General features: G+C 39.0%; 16 protein-coding genes, 1 tRNA gene, 1 other RNA gene and 7 pseudogenes. 4 read left to right on the forward strand and 21 right to left on the reverse strand.

The window, feature by feature from the left end; genetic code table 11:
- The first annotated feature begins 52 nt into the window (after positions 1-52).
- Together HT679_RS05690 and HT679_RS05695 are read left to right on the forward strand one after the other, a co-directional pair.
- Positions 53-991, forward strand: a complete 939-nt coding sequence (locus HT679_RS05690) for an Rpn family recombination-promoting nuclease/putative transposase (RefSeq protein WP_173213454.1) — start codon at positions 53-55, stop codon at positions 989-991.
- Positions 992-1,369 (forward strand): annotated as a pseudogene (locus HT679_RS05695) (hypothetical protein); the annotation flags it as partial.
- Positions 1,370-1,522: 153 nt separating this feature from the next.
- On the opposite strand, the gene HT679_RS11665 reads toward HT679_RS05695, so the two are convergent.
- From HT679_RS11665 to comW, 20 genes and pseudogenes are all read right to left on the reverse strand, one after another.
- On the reverse strand, positions 1,523-3,661 hold the full coding sequence (locus HT679_RS11665) for a cell surface protein (protein ID WP_173213459.1): 2,139 nt from the start codon (positions 3,659-3,661) through the stop codon (positions 1,523-1,525).
- A gap of 127 nt (positions 3,662-3,788) precedes the next feature.
- Positions 3,789-5,399 (reverse strand): N-acetylmuramoyl-L-alanine amidase family protein, encoded by a 1,611-nt coding sequence (locus HT679_RS11565; protein ID WP_173213461.1) that lies wholly within the window; start codon positions 5,397-5,399, stop codon positions 3,789-3,791.
- A gap of 142 nt (positions 5,400-5,541) precedes the next feature.
- Positions 5,542-6,867, reverse strand: coding sequence for a nucleoside triphosphate hydrolase (locus HT679_RS05710; protein ID WP_173213463.1), 1,326 nt, complete (start codon positions 6,865-6,867; stop codon positions 5,542-5,544).
- Between the two features lie 145 nt (positions 6,868-7,012).
- Positions 7,013-7,312, reverse strand: a pseudogene (locus tag HT679_RS11325) (N-acetylmuramoyl-L-alanine amidase family protein); the annotation flags it as partial.
- A gap of 1,135 nt (positions 7,313-8,447) precedes the next feature.
- A pseudogene (locus HT679_RS05720) lies at positions 8,448-8,915 on the reverse strand (hypothetical protein); the annotation flags it as partial.
- A 30-nt stretch (positions 8,916-8,945) separates the two neighbouring features.
- Positions 8,946-9,905: an Rpn family recombination-promoting nuclease/putative transposase gene (locus tag HT679_RS05725; protein WP_173213467.1), complete on the reverse strand. Its 960-nt coding sequence runs from the start codon at positions 9,903-9,905 to the stop codon at positions 8,946-8,948.
- A gap of 180 nt (positions 9,906-10,085) precedes the next feature.
- A pseudogene (locus HT679_RS05730) lies at positions 10,086-10,353 on the reverse strand (IS110 family transposase); the annotation flags it as partial.
- A gap of 21 nt (positions 10,354-10,374) precedes the next feature.
- Positions 10,375-11,373, reverse strand: coding sequence for an Abi family protein (locus tag HT679_RS05735; RefSeq protein WP_173213469.1), 999 nt, complete (start codon positions 11,371-11,373; stop codon positions 10,375-10,377).
- A gap of 176 nt (positions 11,374-11,549) precedes the next feature.
- Positions 11,550-11,861, reverse strand: a pseudogene (locus tag HT679_RS05740) (hypothetical protein); the annotation flags it as partial.
- A 13-nt stretch (positions 11,862-11,874) separates the two neighbouring features.
- The gene (locus HT679_RS05745; protein WP_173213471.1) at positions 11,875-12,786 is read right to left on the reverse strand and encodes an Rpn family recombination-promoting nuclease/putative transposase; all 912 of its coding nucleotides are present in this window, start codon (positions 12,784-12,786) and stop codon (positions 11,875-11,877) included.
- A gap of 269 nt (positions 12,787-13,055) precedes the next feature.
- Positions 13,056-14,024 (reverse strand): ribose-phosphate diphosphokinase, encoded by a 969-nt coding sequence (locus HT679_RS05750; RefSeq protein WP_000010158.1) that lies wholly within the window; start codon positions 14,022-14,024, stop codon positions 13,056-13,058.
- 145 nt (positions 14,025-14,169) lie between these two features.
- The gene (locus tag HT679_RS05755; protein WP_173213472.1) at positions 14,170-14,985 is read right to left on the reverse strand and encodes a PrsW family glutamic-type intramembrane protease; all 816 of its coding nucleotides are present in this window, start codon (positions 14,983-14,985) and stop codon (positions 14,170-14,172) included.
- Between the two features lie 24 nt (positions 14,986-15,009).
- Positions 15,010-15,507: a carbonic anhydrase gene (locus HT679_RS05760; RefSeq protein WP_004237611.1), complete on the reverse strand. Its 498-nt coding sequence runs from the start codon at positions 15,505-15,507 to the stop codon at positions 15,010-15,012.
- 72 nt (positions 15,508-15,579) lie between these two features.
- Positions 15,580-16,944, reverse strand: coding sequence for a DNA repair protein RadA (gene radA, locus HT679_RS05765; RefSeq protein WP_135783528.1), 1,365 nt, complete (start codon positions 16,942-16,944; stop codon positions 15,580-15,582).
- A 10-nt stretch (positions 16,945-16,954) separates the two neighbouring features.
- Positions 16,955-17,512 carry a histidine phosphatase family protein gene (locus HT679_RS05770; protein WP_173213473.1) on the reverse strand — a complete coding sequence of 186 codons (558 nt, stop codon included), beginning with the start codon at positions 17,510-17,512 and terminating at the stop codon, positions 16,955-16,957.
- Complete coding sequence (locus tag HT679_RS05775; RefSeq protein WP_173213474.1) at positions 17,472-17,915, reverse strand: dUTP diphosphatase; 444 nt, start codon at positions 17,913-17,915, stop codon at positions 17,472-17,474. The genes HT679_RS05770 and HT679_RS05775 overlap by 41 nt, the downstream gene beginning before the upstream one ends.
- A gap of 56 nt (positions 17,916-17,971) precedes the next feature.
- Positions 17,972-18,069: signal recognition particle sRNA small type (ffs, locus tag HT679_RS05780), an RNA gene on the reverse strand.
- Between the two features lie 32 nt (positions 18,070-18,101).
- Entirely contained in the window at positions 18,102-18,569 is a 468-nt protein-coding gene (gene tadA / locus HT679_RS05785; protein ID WP_173213475.1) for a tRNA adenosine(34) deaminase TadA, read from the reverse strand.
- A 199-nt stretch (positions 18,570-18,768) separates the two neighbouring features.
- Positions 18,769-20,055, reverse strand: coding sequence for an adenylosuccinate synthase (locus tag HT679_RS05790; RefSeq protein WP_173213477.1), 1,287 nt, complete (start codon positions 20,053-20,055; stop codon positions 18,769-18,771).
- 230 nt (positions 20,056-20,285) lie between these two features.
- Positions 20,286-20,522 carry a sigma(X)-activator ComW gene (gene comW / locus HT679_RS05795; protein ID WP_173213476.1) on the reverse strand — a complete coding sequence of 79 codons (237 nt, stop codon included), beginning with the start codon at positions 20,520-20,522 and terminating at the stop codon, positions 20,286-20,288.
- Between the two features lie 238 nt (positions 20,523-20,760).
- Between comW and HT679_RS05800 the strand changes: the two are divergent.
- A pseudogene (locus HT679_RS05800) lies at positions 20,761-21,004 on the forward strand (transposase); the annotation flags it as partial.
- A gap of 173 nt (positions 21,005-21,177) precedes the next feature.
- A pseudogene (locus HT679_RS05805) lies at positions 21,178-21,414 on the forward strand (transposase family protein); the annotation flags it as partial.
- Positions 21,415-21,490: 76 nt separating this feature from the next.
- Here HT679_RS05805 and HT679_RS05810 read toward each other — a convergent pair.
- Positions 21,491-21,564: transfer RNA gene (locus HT679_RS05810), tRNA-Asn, on the reverse strand.
- Between the last annotated feature and the right edge of the window lie 25 nt (positions 21,565-21,589).

Below are 21,589 nucleotides of genomic sequence, written 5' to 3' on the forward strand. Positions count from 1 at the left end.
GAATCTAGTAAACCTAGATTTAAAAATGTGCTATAATGAAAGGAGAAGAAATATGACTGTACGTCATCCGGGCATTAGCCCGACCAATGATTTGGTAGCTAAGAAAATCTTTAGCAATCCGGAAATCACTTGTCAATTTATTCGCGATATGTTGGATTTACCAGCCAAAAATGTAACGATTTTAGAGGGAAGTAACATTCATGTCTTGCCTTCCCTACCGTACTCGGCACAGGATTTCTATACAAGTATAGATGTTTTAGCTGAACTAGATAATGGAACGCAAGTAATTATTGAAATTCAGGTGCATCATCAGAATTTTTTCATCAATCGCCTATGGGCTTACTTGTGCAGTCAGGTCAATCAAAATCTAGAAAAAATTCGCCAACGTGAAGGTGATACCCACCAGAGTTACAAACACATCGCACCAGTATATGCTATTGCCATCGTAGATAGTAATTACTTCCAAGATGATTTGGCTTTTCATAGTTTTAGCATGCGAGAAGATACGACGGGTGAAGTCTTAACCATCACCAATAATGGACAAGAAAACCATCTGGTTAAAATGGCATTCTTGGAATTAAAAAAATACAGAGAAACCAGCAAGGACGAGGTTCGCAAGCCATGGTTGGAGTTTTTCGGGAACAAACCCTTTACTCAACAACCCGAGCGAGCCATCAGCCAGGCAGATCAACTGCTGGACTATAAAAGCTGGTCCGAGGAGGACAGGAAAATGTTTAGTCAACTACGTATGCGTGAAGAACAGGCATTATTAGCACACGACTATGCCTTGGAACAAGCGGAGGAAAAAGGCTTAGAGCGTGGGCGAGCAGAAGGTATTGAACAGGGACTAGAGCGAGGGAAAGTTGAAGGACAAATTGTTACCTTTCTTGATTTAGTTCACCAACATGTTTTAAGCTCTGAATTTGCCAGCCATCAGCTGGGTATGACTGTCTCTGAGTTTGAAGAATTATTGAAAGACCATCATAAATAAAAATTAAAAAAATACAGAGAAACCAGCAAAGACGAGGTTCGCAAACCGTGGTTGGAGTTTTTTGGGAACAAGCCCTTTACTCAGCAACCCGAGCGAGCCATCAGCCAAGCAGACCAACTGCTGGACTACAAGAGCTGGTCCGAGGAGGACAGGAAAATGTTTAGTCAACTACGTATGCGCGAAGAACAAGCTTTGTTAGCACAGGACTATGCCTTGGAACAAGCGGAGGAAAAAGGCTTAGAGCGTGGGCGTGCGGAGGGGCTTGAACAGGGATTAAAAGTAGGTTTAGTAAATCTAGTCCGCCAAGGTCTCCTGACTTCCGAATTTGCAAGTCAGCAGTTGGGCATGACAGTCTCTGAGTTTGAGACACTGTTGTAAAATTATACAATCACATAATAACATAAAAGCGAACAAGAATGAAATATTGTCTTGTTCACTTTTTATTTTCTACTGTCCAACAAAGCCCTCACGCGATTATATACCACAAAAAAACAGGAGATTTCTCTCCTGTCATGATTCAACTATCTAAAATTAAACCCATTCACCGTTTCCGTTTACAGTGTAACCATTTACAGTAGTATTTACTGCAAGGGCACCTGAACCGTCAACATAGTACCATTTGTCTGAAACTTTAAACCATTGACTTACTTTCATAGCCCCTGATGCTTCAAGATAGTACCATGTATCACCATCTTTAAGCCAACCTGTTGCCATTGCACCATTTGCATTTAGATAGTACCATGTACCATTATCTTTAACCCAACCTGTTGCCATTGCACCGTTTGCATTTAGATAGTACCATGTACCATTATCTTTAAGCCAACCTGTTGCCATCGCGCCATTGCTGTTTAGATAGTACCATGAACCATTATTTTGTAACCAGCCTGTCGCCATTGCACCATTTGCATTTAGATAATACCATGTGCCATTATCTTTAAGCCAACCTGTTGCCATTGAACCATCAGTATTGTAGAAATACCACATACCGTTTTCTTGTTTCCAGCCTGTTTTTGGAGAAGCTGGTTTAGCTGGTTCTACTACAGAATATGAGCTGTATGATGGAACATATGAAGGGACATATGTAGGATTAGCTGGTCTTGCAGGAACAGAAGGTTGTGCTGGTTGCTCTGGTTTTGGAGCTGGAGCCGGCGCTGGTTGAGATGGCTCTTCAGCTGGTTTCTCTGCCGGTTTTTCTGCCGGTTTTTCTTTAGCTTTATCTTCTTCTGCAGCTTTCTTATTTAATTCATCGATAAATTTTTCAGCTTGTTTTGCAGTTAAGCCTTTTTTGAAGCCTTCTACAATTTGTTTTCTTGTTTCATCTGATGCTGCTTTTAATGCTGCAATTGTATCAGCTTTTGCTTTTGCTTCTTCTGGACTATTAGTTTCAGCTTTTTCTAATTCTGCGATTGCTACTTTCAATGCTGCATCATAGTTCGCTAAAAATTCTTCCTGAGCTGCTTTCTCTTTTTCTGCAGCCTCTTTATCTTCTTCTGCTGCTTTCTTATTTAATTCATCGATAAATTTTTCAGCTTGTTTTGCAGTTAATCCTTTTTCGAAGCCTTCTACAATTTGTTTTCTTGTTTCATCTGATGCTGCTTTTAATGCTGCAATTGTATCAGCTTTTGCTTTTGCTTCTTCTGGACTATTAGTTTCAGCTTTTTCTAATTCTGCGATTGCTGCTTTCAATGCTGCATCATAGTTCGCTAAAAATTCTTCTTGAGCTGCTTTCTCTTTTACTGCAGCCTCTTTATCTTCTTCTGCTGCTTTCTTATTTAATTCATCGATAAATTTTTCAGCTTGTTTTGCAGTTAAGCCTTGTTTGAAGCCTTCTACAATTTGTTTTCTTGTTTCATCTGATGCTGCTTTTAATGCTGTAATTGTATCAGCTTTTGCTTTTGCTTCTTCTGGACTATTAGTTTTAGCTTTTTCTAATTCTGCAACTGCTTTTTCTAACGCTTTATCATAATTCTCTAAGAATTCATCTTGTGCTGCTTTTTCTTCAGCTTTTGCTTTTGCTTCTTCTGCTAACTTTTTATTTTCATCATCGATTGCTTTTTCAGCTTCTTCTGCAGTTAAGCCTTGTTTGAAACCTTCTTCGATTTTAGCTCTTGTTTTCTCTGCTTCTGCTTTTAATTTTTCAATCGTATCTTGAATTTGTTCTTTTATTTCAGGATTATTTTTTGCAGATTCTTCTAATTTTGCAATCGTATCCTTTAATGCCTTGTCAAAATTAGCTAAAAATGCTGCTTGTGCGTCTGCTTCTTCCTTAGCTTCTTTTTCCTCTGCAGCTTCCTCTTCTTTAGCTTTTTTCTCTATTTCTTTTTCAGCTTCTTCTACAGTTAAACCTGCTTTGAAGCGTTTTTCATAGTCAGCCTTCTGGTCTTTAGTTCGTTTTTCAAATTCATCAATAAACCCTTGAATTTGTTTTTGTAATTCTGGATCTTCTTTTGCATTGTCTAAATATTCTTTTAATTCTTTAACTGTAGCTTCTACAGCTTTATCAAAATTAGCTAAAAATTCTTTTTGTGCTGATTCTTTATTTTCAGCTGGTTGACTACTAGCTACAGGTTGACCTTCCGCTTTTACAACCGACGGTTGAGATACAACAAATGCTGATCCTAAAACAGCAACACTAGCCAAGCTAGCAGTTAGAAATTTTTTCTTATCCATAAAATATCGACCACCTTTGGTACTTTTTGGTTCTATTTTACCATTTTTTTCCTAAAAATTCAAGAAATCACACTCTAAAATGATAAAAAAATAAGAGGAATTTCCCCTTATTTCTTTATTATATCCATTACACCCACTCACCATTGGCATTTACTGTGTAACCATCGATAGTTGTGTTCACAGCCAAAGCTCCTGATGAGTATGAGTAATACCATTTACCGCTAACTTGGTACCAACCTGTCTTCATAGCACCTGAGCCAGCAAGATAATACCAAGTACCACCTTGCTTGAGCCAACCTGTTTGCATAGCACCTGAATCATTGAGGTAATACCAGTTACCATCTAAAAGCTTCCAACCAGTCTGCATAGCACCTGAACCGTCAAGATAATACCATGTACCATTGTCTTTTATCCATCTAGTACCCATTTTACCTAAACTGTCAAAATGGTACCAACTACCATTTATAAATTTCCAGCCTGTCTGCATAGCACCTGAGCCGTTAAGATAGTACCAATTACCATCAACTTGTTTCCAACCAGTTCTCATCACACCAGTTTCATCCAAGTAATACCATGCCCCATCTTTGACCCAACCTGTCTTCATTCCATCTTCTTTAGAGAAATAATACCAATCCAGTCCAATTTTCTTCCATCCAACATGACGATTTCCCTCATCATCAATGAAGAATTTTTTACCATCAATTAAAACAATACCTGGTTTAAGGACACCTTCCTCATCTAAGAAATAATGTTTTCCGTCTACTGTAATATCCCCTGTTAGACGAACACCTTCTTTTAGATAGTAAGTTTTATCATCAATTTTGATAAAGCCAGTTTTCTTATCACCATTTTCAACAAAATAGTAAACCTTATCAGCAACTTTTACAAAGCCTAGCTTTTTAACACCATCTTTTTCATCTAAATAGTATTGCTTATCACCTGCAGTCAATAGACCTTTTTTCATAGCTCCATCAGCTTCAAAGTAGTAATTCTTACCATCAATTTTTTGCCAGCCAGTAACTTTTTTACCGTCCTTGATATAGTAGACTTTTCCGTTCTCTGTTTTGAACTGACCTGCCGCTGCAGACTGATTTTGGTTAGTATTAGTTGTTGAATTTGAGCGATAGATATGGTAAAGTGTATCACCTTTTAATTCACCAGTAACATAAGTATAGTTGGCAATATCCAGACGACTGGTATCAGAAGCTGCAGAGCCTGTACGTGGATCTTTAATATCAACTGGAACATCACTACCAGGTTTATATTCTACAAAACGAACTTTTTTTACTGGAGAATTAGAATTTGTTGTTGAGCCATTATTATTGTTTGCACCAGTACCATTTTGGTTATTATTCCCATTAGCATTACTAGTGCTACCATTGTTTTGGTTATTATCTCTATGGTATGGATTGGTTTGAGTACCAGAATTCGTAGTACCTGTCGTAGCAGTAGGCGCATACATATGATACATAATACCATCTTCTTCTCTACTAGAAGTATAGACATAACTTGCAATTTCAGGGTGATTCTCAATAGATGCAGCTGTCACAGCAGCACCTGTAAGTGCAGCTTTGATATCTACAGGTCCACCATTTTTAAATGTTGCATAGTGGACTTCTTTAACCGTAGAAGTTGTTGTAGCCGTTGTTGCCCCTGTTTCGGCAGCTTGTGCTGGTTGAACTGTAGCCATAGCTAGCACTGAAGTGGCTAGCAAGATACCTGTTAGTGTTTTCTTCATGAGAAGAACCTCCTTTATTAAATGGTTAAATTTATATAGATTATATCTCTTTCCTATAATAAATGCAATAAAAAACATAAAAAGTGTAGAAATATTTAACAATAACAGAAAGAGAGCAGTTTGAACCACTCTCTTTGTTATTTTATACCCATTCACCGTTGGCATTTACATAGTAACCATCGACTGTAGTGCTTACTGCAAGGGCACCTGAACTATAAGCATAGTACCACTTACCACCAACTTGGAACCAGCCAGTTACCATAGCACCTGAACCTTTAAGGTAGTACCATGAATCACCTACTTTAGCCCAACCTGTTTGCATAGCACCTGAACTGTTTAAATAGTACCAAGTGCTACCATCTTGCAACCAGCCTGTTTGCATTTCGCCTGAACCATTTAGGTAGTACCAAGTGCTACCATCTTTAACCCACCATTTTTGCATGATGCCTTCAGCGTTAAAGTAATACCACTTACCACCATCTTGTAACCAGCCAACTTGACGTTTGCCTTCTTTATTTACATAAATCCAGTTACTATCAACTTTATTCCAGCCAGCTTTTGTATTAGATTCATCTGTTAAGAAATATGTTTTACCATCAACGGTAATTTCCCCAAACTTACGTTCACCTTCTTCAGTGACATAGTAATACTTATCGCCAGCACCCTTGATAAGACCTGTCTTACGCTCACCTTCTGTAGTAATGTAATACCATTTTCCAGCACTATCTTTTACAATACCTGACTTGGTTGTACCGTCTTCAGCAAAGAAGTACCATTTATCACCTACCTTATGCGCTCCAATTGTCACAACACCATCTTTGACAAAATAAGTTTTTCCATTTTCAGAGATAATCTCTGTCTTACGAGCTCCATCTGACACAAAATAATAGGTTTTTTCTCCTACTTTAATGAAACCAGTTTTCTTAACACCTTGTCCGTCTAGATAGTAACGTTCAGATGTGTTTTCAAGAACTCCGTGAGCCATAACACCTTCACTATCAAAATAGTAAGTTTTTCCATCAACATTAGCCCAACCTTTTACAGGATTTCCTTTATAGTAAAGATAACGATTACCAGCAGACACACGCCATTTTACATCTTTATCAGAAGTTTTATAGCCTTGAGTATTTAACTCACTGACAGACGCATCGGGATCGTTTACATAATCATCAATCTTTGTCCCTTTCTCAACGAATAAGTAGTATTTTCTTCCCCCTTCAACATAGGCACGTTGAAATTCAAATCCTTCAATTGTCGAATGTTTAGAGATCGGCTGATTCCCATCTTCAAAAAATACTGTCTTACGTTCTTGTGAACGACCATTAATCACTGTGATCCACTCAGTTCTATAAACAACTTCTTCCGCACTTACTGGACGAGCTGTAATTGCAGAGTAACTGGTTAAAACTGCTGCACTTGCCATTGTCAAGCTAGCTACTGCTAGGGCTAAAGCTTTTTTATTTTTCATATGAGCATTCTCCATGTTTAAAATTTTAGGTAATAAACCTAGTTTTATTGTATCTTATTTTTTAAAAAAATTCTAAAAAAAACTGAACTTTTTATGGAAAAAATAAAAAGCAGAAGAAATCTCCTGCTTTTTTGATTAAACTAGATTATTTAACCCATTCACCGTTTCCGTTTACAGTGTATCCACCTACAGTAGTATTAACTGCAAGGGCACCAGAACCGTCAACGTAGTACCATTTACCAGCAACTTCAAACCATTGGCTAGCTTTCATAGCACCTGATGCTTCAAGGAAGTACCATTTGCCACCGTGTTGCAACCAACCAGTTTCCATAGCACCTGAACCATTTAGGTAGTACCAAGTGTTACCATCTTTAACCCACCATTTTTGCATTACGCCTTCAGCGTTAAAGAAGTACCATTTACCGTCGATTTGTTTCCAACCAGTAACTTGTTTGTTGTTGTCATAGTAATGCCAGCCGTTTTCACCTTGAACCCACTCAGTACGAACAACATTGTAGCTGTCAGTTTTTTCAATTTCAACTGATGCATTTACATACATATCATTATTTTCGTTACGTCCAACTGCATCTGCTGTAAATAGTGAAGATTTTGTTAGGCGCTCAGGTAAAAAGTAACCTTTTGGTACTGTCAAAATACGGTAAACCGCTACTCCACCCTCGTGTAATTCAAACTCAGCATCACCTGCTTCATTTGTCTTAGCACTTACAAGAGCTGGGGCATCTTTAACAGGTTTTCCACCTTGAGCATTCAAGAAATCTTCAGTAGTTTTGTAAACTAATAGCTCAAATTCAACACCTGCAACTGGTGCACCTTGTTTATCTTTAACGTTGATACGTCCATGTGTTCCATTTGTGAATGGTACAACCTTTTGAACTTTACCATCTTTAAGATTAAATTGGCTATCATATGGATTAGATACTTTATCCTTGAATTGATTGTTAGGATTAATTACCAAATAAGTATAAGTAGAACCATCTGCATATTGAACAGATACTACTTTATCTCCATTTGCTAGAACTTGTTCAGCACGGTTAGTTTCAGTTGCTTTTTCCACTTGTGAAGGATCGTAAGTTTTTTCAACTTTTCTAACTGATGCTGCTTCTTCAGGTGTCAATTGTCTGTCAGCTGAAACAGCTTGTACAGCACCAAATGCTGCAAGAGCGACTGCGCTTGTCAATAAAACTTTTTTCATCGTTTTATCTCCTTTATTTTTCTTTAAAATATTTTTTCGTAAGACTATCTTACTACCATACAGTATATAAATATTTGCAGGATTTGTCAAGGGTTTTCATCAACTTTTTACCTATTTTTTTCAAAAAAGGGGAAAAAACGTCTTTGTGAGATGAAATACTCTTCAAATACCGTATCTCACAAGTGAAAATCTCACAAATTTCTTAAACCCTGAGTCAAACCTCACATATCTAATCCATATCGATAGTTGGATAGAACTCACTTCCATGATATTATCCTATAACCCCTTCCAAATGTCAAGCAAAAATGACAAGTATTTTAGAAATAACTCGCCATTTCATTAACTTTCTACTATTTAAAATGTGACCTCATAGCAAGGACTCGAACTCAGCTACTGACATGCCCAATTGTTCACTCGCAACCTCGGATGTCAAAAGACCTTTATGTACTAGATTTACTAAACCTACTTTTAATCCCTCTTCAATGCCTTCTTCGCGCCCTTTTTCAATACCCTCTGCACGACCACGTTCAAGTCCACGCTCTAAACCTTGTTCAATACCTTCTGCTCGACTACGCTCAAGACCTCGTTCCAATCCCTGTTCAAGACCTTCCGCTCTAGCTGTTTCCAAAGCATAGTCCTGTGCCAACAAGGCTTGTTCTTCTCGCATACGTAGTTGACTAAACATCTTCCTGTCCTCCTCGGACCAGCTCTTGTAGTCCAGCAGTTGGTCTGCCTGGCTGATGGCTCGCTCGGGTTCTTGGGTAAAGGGCTTGTTCCCGAAAAACTCCAACCACGGTTTGCGAACCTCGTCTTTACTGGTTTCTCTGTATTTTTTAGTTCTAAGAACGCCATTACTGTGATGGTATTACAAAAGTGCTTCAAACTCCGCTACTGACATACCCAATTGTTCACTCGCGAATTCGGAAGTTAAAACATGTTGGCGTACTAAATCTAGAAAGGTAAAGATTTTCCCACGCTCCAGTCCCTGTTCAACGCCTTCTGCTCGCCCTTGTTCAAGACCCTCTGCACGACCACGTTCAAGACCTCGCTCTAAACCTTTTTCGATTCCTTCCGCTCTAGCAGTTTCCAAGGCATAGTCCTGCGCTAACAAGGCTTGTTCTTCACGCCTGCGTTGTTCACTAAACATCTTCCTGTCCTCCTCGGACCAGCTCTTGTAATCCAGCAGTTGGTCTGCCTGACTGATGGCTCGCTCGGGTTGTTGGGTAAAGGGCTTGTTCCCAAAAAACTCCAACCACGGTTTGCGAACCTTGTCTTTGCTGGTTTCTCTGTATTTTTTTAATTCCAAGAACGCCATCTTGACTAGATGGTTTTCTTGACCGTTATTTGTGATGGTTAAAACCTCACCTGTCGTGTCCTCGCGCATACTAAAACTGTGGAAAGCCAGGTCATCTGAGAAGTAATTGCTATCCACAATAGCGATAGCGTATACTGGTGCGATGTGTTTGTAACTCTGGTGGGTATCACCTTCTCGTTGGCGAATTTTTTCTAGGTTTTGATTAACCTGACTACACAGATAAGCCCACAGGCGATTGATGAAAAAATTCTGATGATGTACCTGAATCTCAATGATAACTTGGGTTCCATTGTCCAACTCTGCCAAGACATCTATACTGGTATAGAAATCCTGCGCTGAGTAAGGCAAGGAGGGCAAGACATGAATATTGCTTCCCTCCAAAATGGTCACATTTTTTGCTGGCAAGTCCAACATATCGCGAATAAATTGACAAGTGATTTCTGGATTGCTAAAGATTTTCTTAGCAACCAAGTCATTAGTTGGGCTGATGCCCGGATGACGTAATGTCATACTTTCTCTCCTTTCATTATAGCACATTTTTAAATCTAGGTTTACTAGATTCACTGCTTCTATCTATTTATTCGGAAAAGAGACGAAAAAAAATAAAAGTTATTAAAACTATTGTTTATCCTTAATTTTATCTGTACTAAAAGAGGGTTTGACACCTAATTTTTAAAATTAAAACACCCTGAATCCAGATACGGTTTGAATCAGCTTAACTTGTTCTTGATATTCTTGTTCGAGTTTCCGAATCATGGTTTCTAAGTCTTCTTTGCAGATGGCAAGAACATCATAGTGCTCCTTGATGATTCTGATTTTCTCACCTTGTTCAGGTGTTACATCGTCCGCTATAGCAATTCCAAAATCTCGCATCTTATCCTTCATTCATCTTGGTAATCAACTTCTTAATGTTTGGTTTCTCATCTGGATTGTCAAAGATTCTCTGAATAATAACTTGAGTAAAAAATCATTCCTTAGTTCAACCGATCCACAATATATCTTTCCAATTGCTTGGCAAACCAATCTTACTAGATAATATGATATTTGACTTTTCCATCAACTGTGCCTCTAAAGTCGTCAAAAAATCGTTCCAATCTTGAACAAAAGAATGTGAATGATGTTGTATAAGATTTTTCATAGCTAAAAGATAAGCAAATAAATCGTTATTATGCGTCTTTTTCTTTTTAGTCTCTGCATTCTTGTTTATTTGACGCAAATCAGCTGAAAAGAAACTTGGACTTGCTATTGTAAAATTTTGACCATATAGTCTTAAATGATGTGCTGTCCTATTTCTCATATGCCATGTAGCTGAAACCCAGCCAAATAATTTACTCTGGATTTCTTCTCCATGAATTTTAGAATTTACCACACCAGTTGATAAAAATGTAGTATCTATCCAATACTCCCGGTACTCTTTTTTCAGTGCACTTATAAAACGAGTTGTTTCCCCAAAAGTCATCTCTTGAAAAAGCACCCAAATTGGGAACTTAGAACCTTTATTTTTGATATGATGCTGTATTGACAGACTTTGATTCTCTGATAAATGTTTTTCTATAATTGAAATAAATTCGTTATATAATTCAGAGTTTTCATAAATAGTTTCATCCAAGTAACACTCACCTTTTTGATATTTTCCATTATATTGCTGGCAAAGCGATTCAATAAAAGTTGATTTTATAAACTGCTCTAATCTACCAGAAAATATAAACAGAAACTGTGATAACCAATCATTAAATTCATACAATGAAATCGCTGCTTGAAATTTTCCTTTATGAAGATTATCTGGAACCTGTTTAATAAAAGCAGAAAACGAATAGTAATTATGGCAACGTAAAAAATTTTTGGAATCTAGTTCCTCTTCAGGTGACATATCTAGCTTATCTGAAAGATAACTTACCAAATCTTTAAGAGGTAAAAATGCTTTCATTTCTCTCTTTAAATCTCTTGACAAAGAAATACTATTATCAGTTGTGTACATCATTAACCTTCTAAATTTATAAAAAAATGACTCCAGTTGCTATGAAACAGGGAGCAAAAGGAGTGCTTGTATTTAAATACTATACTATTCTATAAAAAAAGTCAAGTAAACTTGATATTTTTTCAATTTACGTCTAATTGTTCACTCACAAACTCGGAAGGCAAAGCATGTTGTCATACTAAATCAATAAAGGCAAAGATTTATCCTTCAACTTTCCCGCGCTCCAGTCCTTGTTCGATACCTTCCACCCTAGCAGTTTCCAAGGCATAGTCCTGTGCTAACAAGGCCTGTTCTTCTCGCATACGTAGTTGGCTAAACATCTTCCTGTCCTCCTCGGACCAGCTCTTGTAGTCCAGCAGTTGGTCTGCTTGGCTGATGGCTCGCTCGGGGTGCTGGGTAAAGGGTTTGTTCCCAAAAAACTCCAACCATGGCTTGCGAATGCTATCTTTGCTGGTTTCCCTGTATTTTTTTAATTCCAAGAACGCCATTACTGTGATGGTATTACAAAAGTGCTTCAAACTCCGCTACTGACATACCCAATTGTTCACTCGCGAATTCGGAAGTTAAAACATGTTGGCGTACTAAATCTAGAAAGGTAAATATTTTCCCACGCTCCAGTCCCTGTTCAACGCCTTCTGCTCGTCCTTGTTCAAGACCTTCAGCCCTAGCAGTTTCCAAGGCATAGTCCTGTGCTAACAAGGCTTGTTCTTCACGCATACGTAGTTGACTAAACATTTTCCTGTCCTCCTCGGACCAGCTTTTATAGTCCAGCAGTTGGTCTGCCTGGCTGATGGCTCGCTCAGGTTGCTGGGTAAAGGGTTTGTTCCCGAAAAACTCTAACCATGGCTTGCGAACCTCGTCTTTGCTGGTTTCTCTATATTTTTTTAATTCCAAGAATGCCATCTTGACTAGATGGTTTTCTTGTCCATTGTTTGTGATGGTTAATATCTCACCTGTCGTGTCCTCTCGCATACTAAAACTGTGAAAGGCTAAATCATCTTGAAAATAATTACTGTCAACGATAGCAATAGCGTATACTGGTGCGATGTGTTTATAACTTTGGTGAGTGTTTCCTTCTTGTTGGCGAATTTTTTCGAGATTTTGATTGACCTGACTACATAGATAAGCCCACAAACGATTAATGAAAAAATTCTGATGATGAACTTGTATTTCGATAATAACTTGAGTACCGTTATCTAACTCCGCCAAAACGTCTATACTGGTATAAAAATCCTGCGCCGAGTAGGGCAAGGAAGGCAAAACGTGAATATTGCTCCCCTCCAAAATGGTTACATTTTTTGCTGGTAAATCCAGCATATCGCGGATAAATTGACAAGTGATTTCTGGATTGCTAAAAATTTTCTTAGCAACCAAATCGTTAGTCGGGCTGATGCCCGGATGTCTTAGAATCATCCTTTTCCTCCTTTTATTATACCACAGTTTTATACTCAATGAAAATCAAAGAGCAAACTAGGAAACTAGCCGCAGGTTGCTCAAAACACTGTTTTGAGGTTGCAGATAAGACTGACGAAGTCAGTCACATATATACGGCAAGGCGACGTTGACGTGGTTTGAATTTGATTTTCGAAGAGTATTAAATCTAGGTTTACTAGATTCACTGCTTCTATTTATTTATTCGCAAAAGAGACGAAAAAACCTGAGAATTATCTCAGGCTTGGTCATTAAATCTTTTTCTCAATACTGAAAAGTGGAGAGAGTGGGCGTTTTTCATGGATACGTACAATAGCATCTCCTAGTAGATGAGCAATCGAAATCTGTTCAATCTTATCAATCAAACGCTCTTCTGGCAGATAGATGGTATCCAAAACAACCAATTTCTTGATAGCTGATTTTTGGATATTGTCCATAGCAGGACCAGAAAGAACTGGGTGCGTACAGCTTGCATAGACTTCAACAGCACCAGCTTCCGCAAGAGCATCTGCCGCATGACAAATCGTTCCAGCGGTATCAATCATATCATCAATCAAGATACAAGTCTTGCCTTCGACCTTACCGATGATGTTCATGACTTCACTAGTATTCATCTTATCAACGCTACGACGTTTATCAATAATAGCGATAGATGTTTTCAAAAATTCTGCCAACTTTCGAGCACGAGTCACCCCTCCATGGTCTGGGCTGACAACCACATAGTCAGAGCCAACCATGCCGCGACGCTCAAAATAATCCGCAATCAGAGGAGCACCCATCAAGTGATCCACAGGAATATCAAAGAATCCTTGAATCTGCGCAGCATGCAAGTCGATGGTCAATAAACGATCTACCCCAGCTACTTCAAGCATATTTGCAACAAGTTTTGAAGTGATTGGCTCACGCGCTCTCGCCTTTCTATCCTGACGTGCATACCCATAGTAAGGCATGACAACATTGACAGATTCTGCACTCGCACGCTTCAAAGCATCCACCATAATCAAAATTTCAAGCAGATTGTCATTTACAGGCGAACTAGTTGATTGTAGGATAAAGACGTGTTTCCCACGGATTGATTCTTCGATGTTGACCTGAATCTCTCCATCTGAAAATTGGCGAACACTTGATTTCCCCAACTCTATCCCAATCTCCTGCGCCACACGTTCTGCCAATTCTTTATTAGAAGAAAGGGCAAACAGCTTTAAATCAGAAAAAGACATGATTTCCTCCGGTATATATGTATCGCTTGTGCTTTTCACAAGATTTTTCCATCTACCATTGTAGCGCTTTTTACACTATTTTTCAATCAAAAATAAAAGAAGGGCACCATATTTGTACCCTTGCATCATTCTTTTGAAAAATATTCTAGTTCATTATCTCATCGTTCTTCTCAACAAAGCGATAAGCCTGATAAAAACCATAGAGAGTAATAGCCGTAACCACTGGAATCGCTAAAGGCAACTCTGTCTCTAATTCTACAAAAGGAGAGTTAAATAAGAAGTGAGTTCCCAAGGATAAACCTAAGAAAATAAGGCCCTGTTTCTTGCCAGCCTTCTGCCCTTTATAGGCTCTGTAAAGCAAGTAAACACCTACTACAGCTAGACCTGAAAAAGTCCAGTGAGAGGCAATTCCTGAGATGATACGCTCTAAAATTCGCGAAATAGTAAAGTCAAAGCCCTCTGGCAAATCCGTACGAATGTAGCCAATATCTTCAATCATTTGAAATCCCAAACCAGAAGCAATCCCAAGTAAAAACAAAGATTTTAATTTTCGCACAGGAATTAAAGCCAAAACAAAAACCAGTGGCAATAATTTCAAGGGCTCTTCTACCAAAGGAGCCACAATAGCACTTTCAAAGGCATTTAAAAATGCACTATCTGGGAAAAGAACGCCCAGTAAATCATGGATATAGGTATTCGCAAAGCTAGACAACCAGCCTGCAAGGAACATCCCACCCAATAAAGACAGAATCAAGGCATTCTTTGGCAATTCCCATTTTTTCCCAATACGGAAAAGGAAATAAAGAGCCGGAATCATGTAAAAGAGAGCTAGAAAGATAGAAACTCCCATTAGGCCATATTCCGCAGCTGACATCGAACCATCCGTATAGTAGATAGTTTCATACTGCAAACCAATACATAGCAATAAGATAAAAATAAATAAAATACTGTTTTTCTTCATACACTTTCTTTCTAAATGAATTTTTTACAATTCTACGACTGTCATACTTCCTGTATCCACATCGTAAATGGCACCAGAGATTATCACATCATCTGGTATTAGGGGAGATTCGATAAGGAGTTGCATATCCTCGCGTACACTCTCCTCTATATCTTGGAAGGGCAAGAAGTCCTGGTCTGACACATCGACACCCAATTCTTCCTTCAAATACTCCTGAAAAGGGCCATTTTCAAAGGTCTGAGCACCACAGTCTGTATGGTGCAATACCACAATCTCTCTTGTCCCCATTTGTTGCTGGGAAATAACTAGCGAACGAATCATGTCCTCAGTCACTCGACCACCTGCATTCCGCAAGATATGAGCATCCCCAAGTGCCAAGCCCAGAGCTTGCGCAACGTGCAAACGTGAGTCCATACAGGTCACAATGGCTACTCTAGTTTTGGGTTTAAGTGGCAGATTTAACTGCCCATGTAGGGCAACATAAGCCTGATTGGCTTGCATAAACTGTTCAAAATACGACACGATTCCCTCCTCGAAAATTTGATAGTCAAATATTTCTCCTATCTTATCATTTTTAAAAGGATTTGTCACGGATTATGCAAAGACCTTTTTCAAAACTTCCTGAATCGTTGTCACCCCAATAACCTGAATTTCCTTAGGCGGAGTGATTCCTGTCAAGGAATTCTTAGGTACATAGATTTTTGTAAAGCCCAGTTTAGCAGCTTCATTGATGCGCTGCTCGATACGATTCACGCGCCGAATCTCTCCAGTCAAGCCCAGTTCGCCTACAAAACATTCCTGAGGATTAGTTGGCTTGTCCTTGTAACTCGAAGCAATAGCAACTGCAACGGCCAAATCAATGGCAGGTTCATCCAATTTAACACCACCAGCAGATTTGAGATAGGCGTCCTGATTTTGCAAGAGAAGACCTGCACGCTTTTCCAAAACAGCCATAATCAAGCTAGCACGATTAAAATCAAGTCCTGTCGTCGTACGCTTGGCATTTCCAAACATGGTCGGTGTTACCAAGGCCTGCACTTCTGCAAGAATAGGACGCGTCCCTTCCATGGTCACAACGATTGATGAGCCAGTCGCTCCATCCAAACGCTCTTCTAGGAAAACTTGACTCGGATTGAGGACTTCAACCAAGCCACCCGACTGCATCTCAAAAATCCCAATCTCATTAGTGGAGCCAAAACGGTTTTTAACCGCTCTCAAAATACGAAAAGTATGGTGGCGCTCTCCTTCAAAATAAAGCACCGTATCCACCATATGCTCTAGCATACGAGGACCAGCCAAGGTTCCTTCCTTGGTCACATGCCCTACGATAAAGATGGCAATGTTATTAGTTTTGGCCAGCTGCATAAGTTCAGCCGTCACCTCACGCACTTGAGAAACAGATCCCTGCACCCCTGAAATCTCAGGAGACATAATAGTCTGAATGGAGTCAATAATAAGGAAGTCTGGTTGGATGCGCTCCACCTCAGCTCGAACACTCTGCATATTGGTCTCTGCATAGAGATAAAACTCGCTATCAATATCTCCCAAGCGTTCCGCTCGCAACTTGATTTGCTGGGCAGACTCCTCCCCACTGACATATAGAACTGTCCCCACTTGGGACAGCTGGGTTGAGACTTGTAGGAGAAGCGTTGATTTCCCAATCCCAGGATCCCCACCGATAAGAACAAGACTTCCCGGTACCACTCCGCCTCCAAGTACACGGTTAAATTCCTCCATCTCCGTCTTGGTTCGATTGACATTGATTGAAGTCACTTCAGCCAGTTTCATGGGCTTGGTTTTCTCACCTGTCAAGGACACACGCGCATTCTTGACCTCGGCAACCTCAACCTCTTCTACAAAAGAAGACCAAGACCCACAGTTAGGGCAACGCCCCAGATATTTAGGGGAATTATACCCACAATTTTGACATACAAATGTCGCTTTTTTCTTTGCGATGATAAACCTCTTTCTATATCTCTAACTCACACTCAATCACTTGGCAAAAATCAATCTTCTCATTTGGTACAAACTGGCGCATGAGCATTCGATGAGCAACAACTACCACAGTCTGATGTTCTCGATACTTAGCCATGCATTCTAGAAAACGAGACTTCATCTCTTCAGCTGTCTCATATTGAATAGGACTATTAGGAAGTAACTCCCCCTTATTTTCTAGGAACATAGTACGAGCTTTTTCAAAATTATCTGTGTCACTTTCATAAACCTGCCATTCATGTAATAAAGGCTCCACTCTCAAAGGAAGTCCAGTAACACAAGCCACATAAGAAGCCGTTTCTAAAGCTCTTGTGATTGCAGAAGATATGATTATTTCAGCTGAAAGGAGTAAAAGATTGGTGCTCAGTTCCTGAGCTTGCTGTCGTCCCTTCTCAGACAAGGGTGCCAAATCTATCCCAAATCCCGTATAAGAACGCTCCTCTAACTCACGGTAATCTGGCTCTCCATGACGTACAAAGATAATTTTCATCCTAGTCCCCTGTCGAACCAAAACCACCTGTCCGTACGCCATCTGCCTCATCTCCATCTGCAATCAAGAAAGGAGCAAAGACAGCCTGGACCACACGTTCCCCAACTTCGAGAATCACTTCTTGGTCTGTGATATTCTTCATCTGCGCAAAAATATGCCCTTCATTCCCAGGATTTCCATAATAATCCCCATCAATGACACCAACCGAGTTAATCAAGACCAAGCCCTTCTTACGAGGGTTTGAAGAACGATCATAAAGGTAAAGAACCTCAGTCGGCTGCATATAAGCCTTAACCCCTGTCGGAACCAAGACAATCTCTCCTGGAGCTATAACTGTACGCACAGCAACCTTTAAGTCATAACCAGCCGCATGCGCTGTCTCACGCTTGGGCAATAAATTCTCATCTGTAAAACTAGAAACCAATTCAAAACCACGAATTTTCATCATCTTCTCTTTTCTATTATCATTTATTCTAGATTATTCTATCTTATTTATTCGGAAAAAGCACGAAAAAAAGAGCACACAATTCAAATCGCTTAGGGCTGCTGGATTCCTCCCCTGACCCGCTTCACGCAGAACTGTTGCTCCACTATTTATTATATCACATTCCTATTCATTTTAAAAGCAAAATTATTTTTTCCGTCTATTTCTAAAAAAGTCCTGCATAATAGCTGCGCATTCATCTTCCAAAATTCCCGTTTCAACCTCCACACGATGATTGAGACGCTCATCTGTCAAAATATCGTACAAACTCCCAGCAGCGCCAAATTTCTGGTTTTTAGCCCCATAGACCACGTTTGGAATACGGGCTAGTCCAATCGCCCCACTACACATGACACAAGGTTCAATGGTCACAAAAAGCGTGCAATCCAGCAAGCGCCAGCTCTCCTCACTCCGGTTCGCATGCTCTATGGCCATAATTTCCGCATGCATAACCGCTCGCTGCAGTTTCTCACGAGCATTATGCCCACGACCAATGATTTCTCCGTCCTTAACAATCACACAACCAATTGGAATTTCATCGTGTTCAAGAGCAATCTCAGCCTCTCTCAAGGCCTCTCTCATGAAGACTTCTTTTTCTTCAACTGTATAATTCATCAATTTCCCTTTTCCTACTTATCGATTTTATTATTATATCATGAATCTCAACACAAAAAAAGCCACCAAATGCGGTGACTCTATAGGGAGATTATTATGAAAAAGAAAAGTTTAGGATATTTGTTACAACAAGTTAGGAGGTCTTCTTGTAACTGTCTATAGTATACCCGACCTATCTTAAACAAATCTTAAAAATCTCTTAGGACCAAACACTTTCTAAAATATTTGTTTGTTCACGACCAGGACCCACTGAGAAAGTAGAAATACGAACGCCAACCAATTCACTCACACGACGAACATAGTTACGCGCATTCTCAGGAAGATCTTCCAAATTACGAACTCCAGTAATATCTTCTGACCAACCTGGCAACTCTTCATAGATAGGCTTGCAACGTTTCAATTGCTCAAGACTAGCTGGATAGTAGTCAATACGTTGACCATCAAGATCATAGGCCACACAGATTTTCACTGTATCTAAACCACTCAAAACATCGATAGAGTTCAATGAAAGGTTAGTGATACCAGAAACACGACGGCTATGACGCATGACAACTGAGTCAAACCAACCCACACGACGTGGACGACCAGTTGTTGTACCATATTCATGACCCACTTCACGGATACGTTCTCCCACTTCATCAAACAACTCAGTTGGGAAAGGACCGTCTCCTACACGACTCGTATAGGCTTTACATACACCTACAACCTTATCAATCTTACTTGGACCAACACCAGAACCAATGGTGACACCACCAGCCACAGGGTTTGATGACGTAACAAATGGATAGGTCCCTTGGTCAATATCGAGCATGACACCTTGTGCACCTTCAAAAAGCACACGTTTACCGTTATCAAGCGCATCATTCAAAATAACAGATGTATCTGTCACATACTTCTTGATTTGTTGACCATATTCGTAATACTCTTCAAAAATATCATCGAAAGCAATCGCTTTACTGTCATACAATTTTTCAAAAAGACGATTCTTTTCAGCAAGGTTACGTTCTAAACGCTCACGGAAAATATCTTTATCCAAAAGATCGGCGATACGAATCCCAACACGAGCAGCCTTGTCCATATAAGCTGGACCAATTCCCTTAATTGTAGTACCAATCTTATTGTCGCCCTTAGCTTCTTCTTGCAGACGATCCAACTCGATATGATAAGGCAAAATGACATGCGCGCGATCAGAAATACGCAAGTTATCAGTTGTCACACCCTCCTCATGAAGATAGCTCAACTCTTTTACAAGAGATTTAGGATTTACAACCATACCATTCCCAATAACAGAGATTTTTTCAGGGAAGAAAATTCCAGATGGAATCAAGTGCAACTTAAATTTCTTACCATCAATGACAATCGTGTGACCAGCATTATCACCACCTTGGTAACGCGCAATCACTTCTGCATTCACTGAAAGGAAGTCTGTAATCTTCCCTTTACCTTCATCACCCCATTGGGTACCTACAACAACAACTGAAGTCATAATCTTGTCTGAGCCCTCAGGCTCTTCCTTTCTCACATACATGGCAGGAATCTCACCCGCAATTATATCTTACAATTTATTATAAGAAAAAATCGCCTTTTTATCAAGAAGAAACAATAGAAAGATTTGCTATTTCCAACTATTAAAAAATGTTTTAGAAAAAATTCCGGCTATTTATCATTATTTTTCCACAAAAAGTTAAATTTGTTCGGAAATTAACTCATATTGTCTCAACAAGCAACAAAACCTTGTTTCATTATCAATTTTTCAAGATACAAACGATAAGCAACACGATAATGGTAAACGATAAAATCCCTACGACACCCAATGCCATATCTAACTAAATAATAAATCAAAAATTTAAAATGAAAATGTTCCCAGTCAAAATTATCACCAAATACAGTACCATACTCTTCTTCAATATTTCTATAAAAATCTGCCATCTGCTCATAAATACTTTTTAGCATAAATATATACTCCTTTTCTTTTTTATAAACTTATTCTAACAAAAAATTTTAAACAGTTATTAACAATTCCTGAATTGTTAAAATACCAACCTCAACAAGATAAAAAATAGGAAAAGTTGACAGAATAGAAACAAATTTACTACCTGAATTAAACTATTGTAAAGACCTTATTAACTGCGTTAAATACTAAAAGAGACTGAGGTAAAAATCTTAAAATAAGAAAAACGCATAGTATCAAATTTTTCAAACTATCTTTAAAACATTTCTCAAAGATAACGAGAAAATTGTCAATGTCCTTAAACTAGCCTATTCTAACGCCAAACTAGAAGTCACTAATAATCCCATCAAACTTATCAAGCGCAACGCCTCTGGTTTTCGGAACTTTGAAAACTTCAAAAAAACGGATTTTCATCGCTCTAAACATCAAAAAAAGAAAGGACGAAATTTGCCCTTTCTCGAGATTAGCTTTTCTGGCTCTATAATATTTGTAGTGGGTAAATCCCCTATGGATATTATGGAGCCTATTTTATTGTAGAAAAAAAGTCCCATATCATCTATAATGAAAAGCGACCAAACCATCATTAGAAAGATTCATATGGAACAATTACATTTTATCACAAAACTACTAGACATTAAAGACCCTAATTTCTAAATTATGGATATTATCAATAGGGGTACACATAAGGAAATTATCGCTAAACTGGACTACGACGCCCCATCTTGCCCTGATTGCGGAAGTTAAATGAAGAAATATGACTTTCAAAAACATTCTAAGATTCCTTACCTCGAAACTACTGGTATGCCTACCAGAATTCTACTTAGAGAGCGTCGTTTTAAGTGCTATCAGTGCTCGAAAATGATGGTGTCTGAAACTTCTATCGTCAAGAAAAATATCTCGCTTCATTAGGTGCGAGATAGATTATTAATTATATAACAAAAAAGAGGTCAAAACCTCCTTTAATTAACTACTCCGCCAGTAGGACTCGAACCTACGACATCATGATTAACAGTCATGCGCTACTACCAACTGAGCTATGGCGGAATAAAGCTAAGCGACTTCCATATCT

The sequence above is a fragment of the Streptococcus sp. 4886 genome, from assembly GCF_013276485.1.
GTDB lineage: Bacteria > Bacillota > Bacilli > Lactobacillales > Streptococcaceae > Streptococcus.

Bases quoted from the DNA above. Each gene is read 5' to 3' on its own strand.
- tadA (WP_173213475.1), bottom strand. From the start codon at position 18,569: ATGAATTATACAGTTGAAGAAAAAGAAGTCTTCATGAGAGAGGCCTTG.
- HT679_RS11665 (WP_173213459.1), bottom strand. From the start codon at position 3,661: ATGGATAAGAAAAAATTTCTAACTGCTAGCTTGGCTAGTGTTGCTGTT.
- comW (WP_173213476.1), bottom strand. From the start codon at position 20,522: ATGCTAAAAAGTATTTATGAGCAGATGGCAGATTTTTATAGAAATATT.
- HT679_RS05775 (WP_173213474.1), bottom strand. From the start codon at position 17,915: ATGAAAATTCGTGGTTTTGAATTGGTTTCTAGTTTTACAGATGAGAAT.
- HT679_RS05755 (WP_173213472.1), bottom strand. From the start codon at position 14,985: ATGAAGAAAAACAGTATTTTATTTATTTTTATCTTATTGCTATGTATT.
- HT679_RS05690 (WP_173213454.1), top strand. From the start codon at position 53: ATGACTGTACGTCATCCGGGCATTAGCCCGACCAATGATTTGGTAGCT.
- HT679_RS05790 (WP_173213477.1), bottom strand. From the start codon at position 20,055: ATGACTTCAGTTGTTGTTGTAGGTACCCAATGGGGTGATGAAGGTAAA.
- HT679_RS05735 (WP_173213469.1), bottom strand. From the start codon at position 11,373: ATGTACACAACTGATAATAGTATTTCTTTGTCAAGAGATTTAAAGAGA.
- HT679_RS05750 (WP_000010158.1), bottom strand. From the start codon at position 14,024: ATGTCTTTTTCTGATTTAAAGCTGTTTGCCCTTTCTTCTAATAAAGAA.
- HT679_RS05770 (WP_173213473.1), bottom strand. From the start codon at position 17,512: ATGGCGTACGGACAGGTGGTTTTGGTTCGACAGGGGACTAGGATGAAA.
- HT679_RS05710 (WP_173213463.1), bottom strand. From the start codon at position 6,867: ATGAAAAATAAAAAAGCTTTAGCCCTAGCAGTAGCTAGCTTGACAATG.
- HT679_RS11565 (WP_173213461.1), bottom strand. From the start codon at position 5,399: ATGAAGAAAACACTAACAGGTATCTTGCTAGCCACTTCAGTGCTAGCT.
- HT679_RS05725 (WP_173213467.1), bottom strand. From the start codon at position 9,905: ATGACATTACGTCATCCGGGCATCAGCCCAACTAATGACTTGGTTGCT.
- HT679_RS05745 (WP_173213471.1), bottom strand. From the start codon at position 12,786: ATGATTCTAAGACATCCGGGCATCAGCCCGACTAACGATTTGGTTGCT.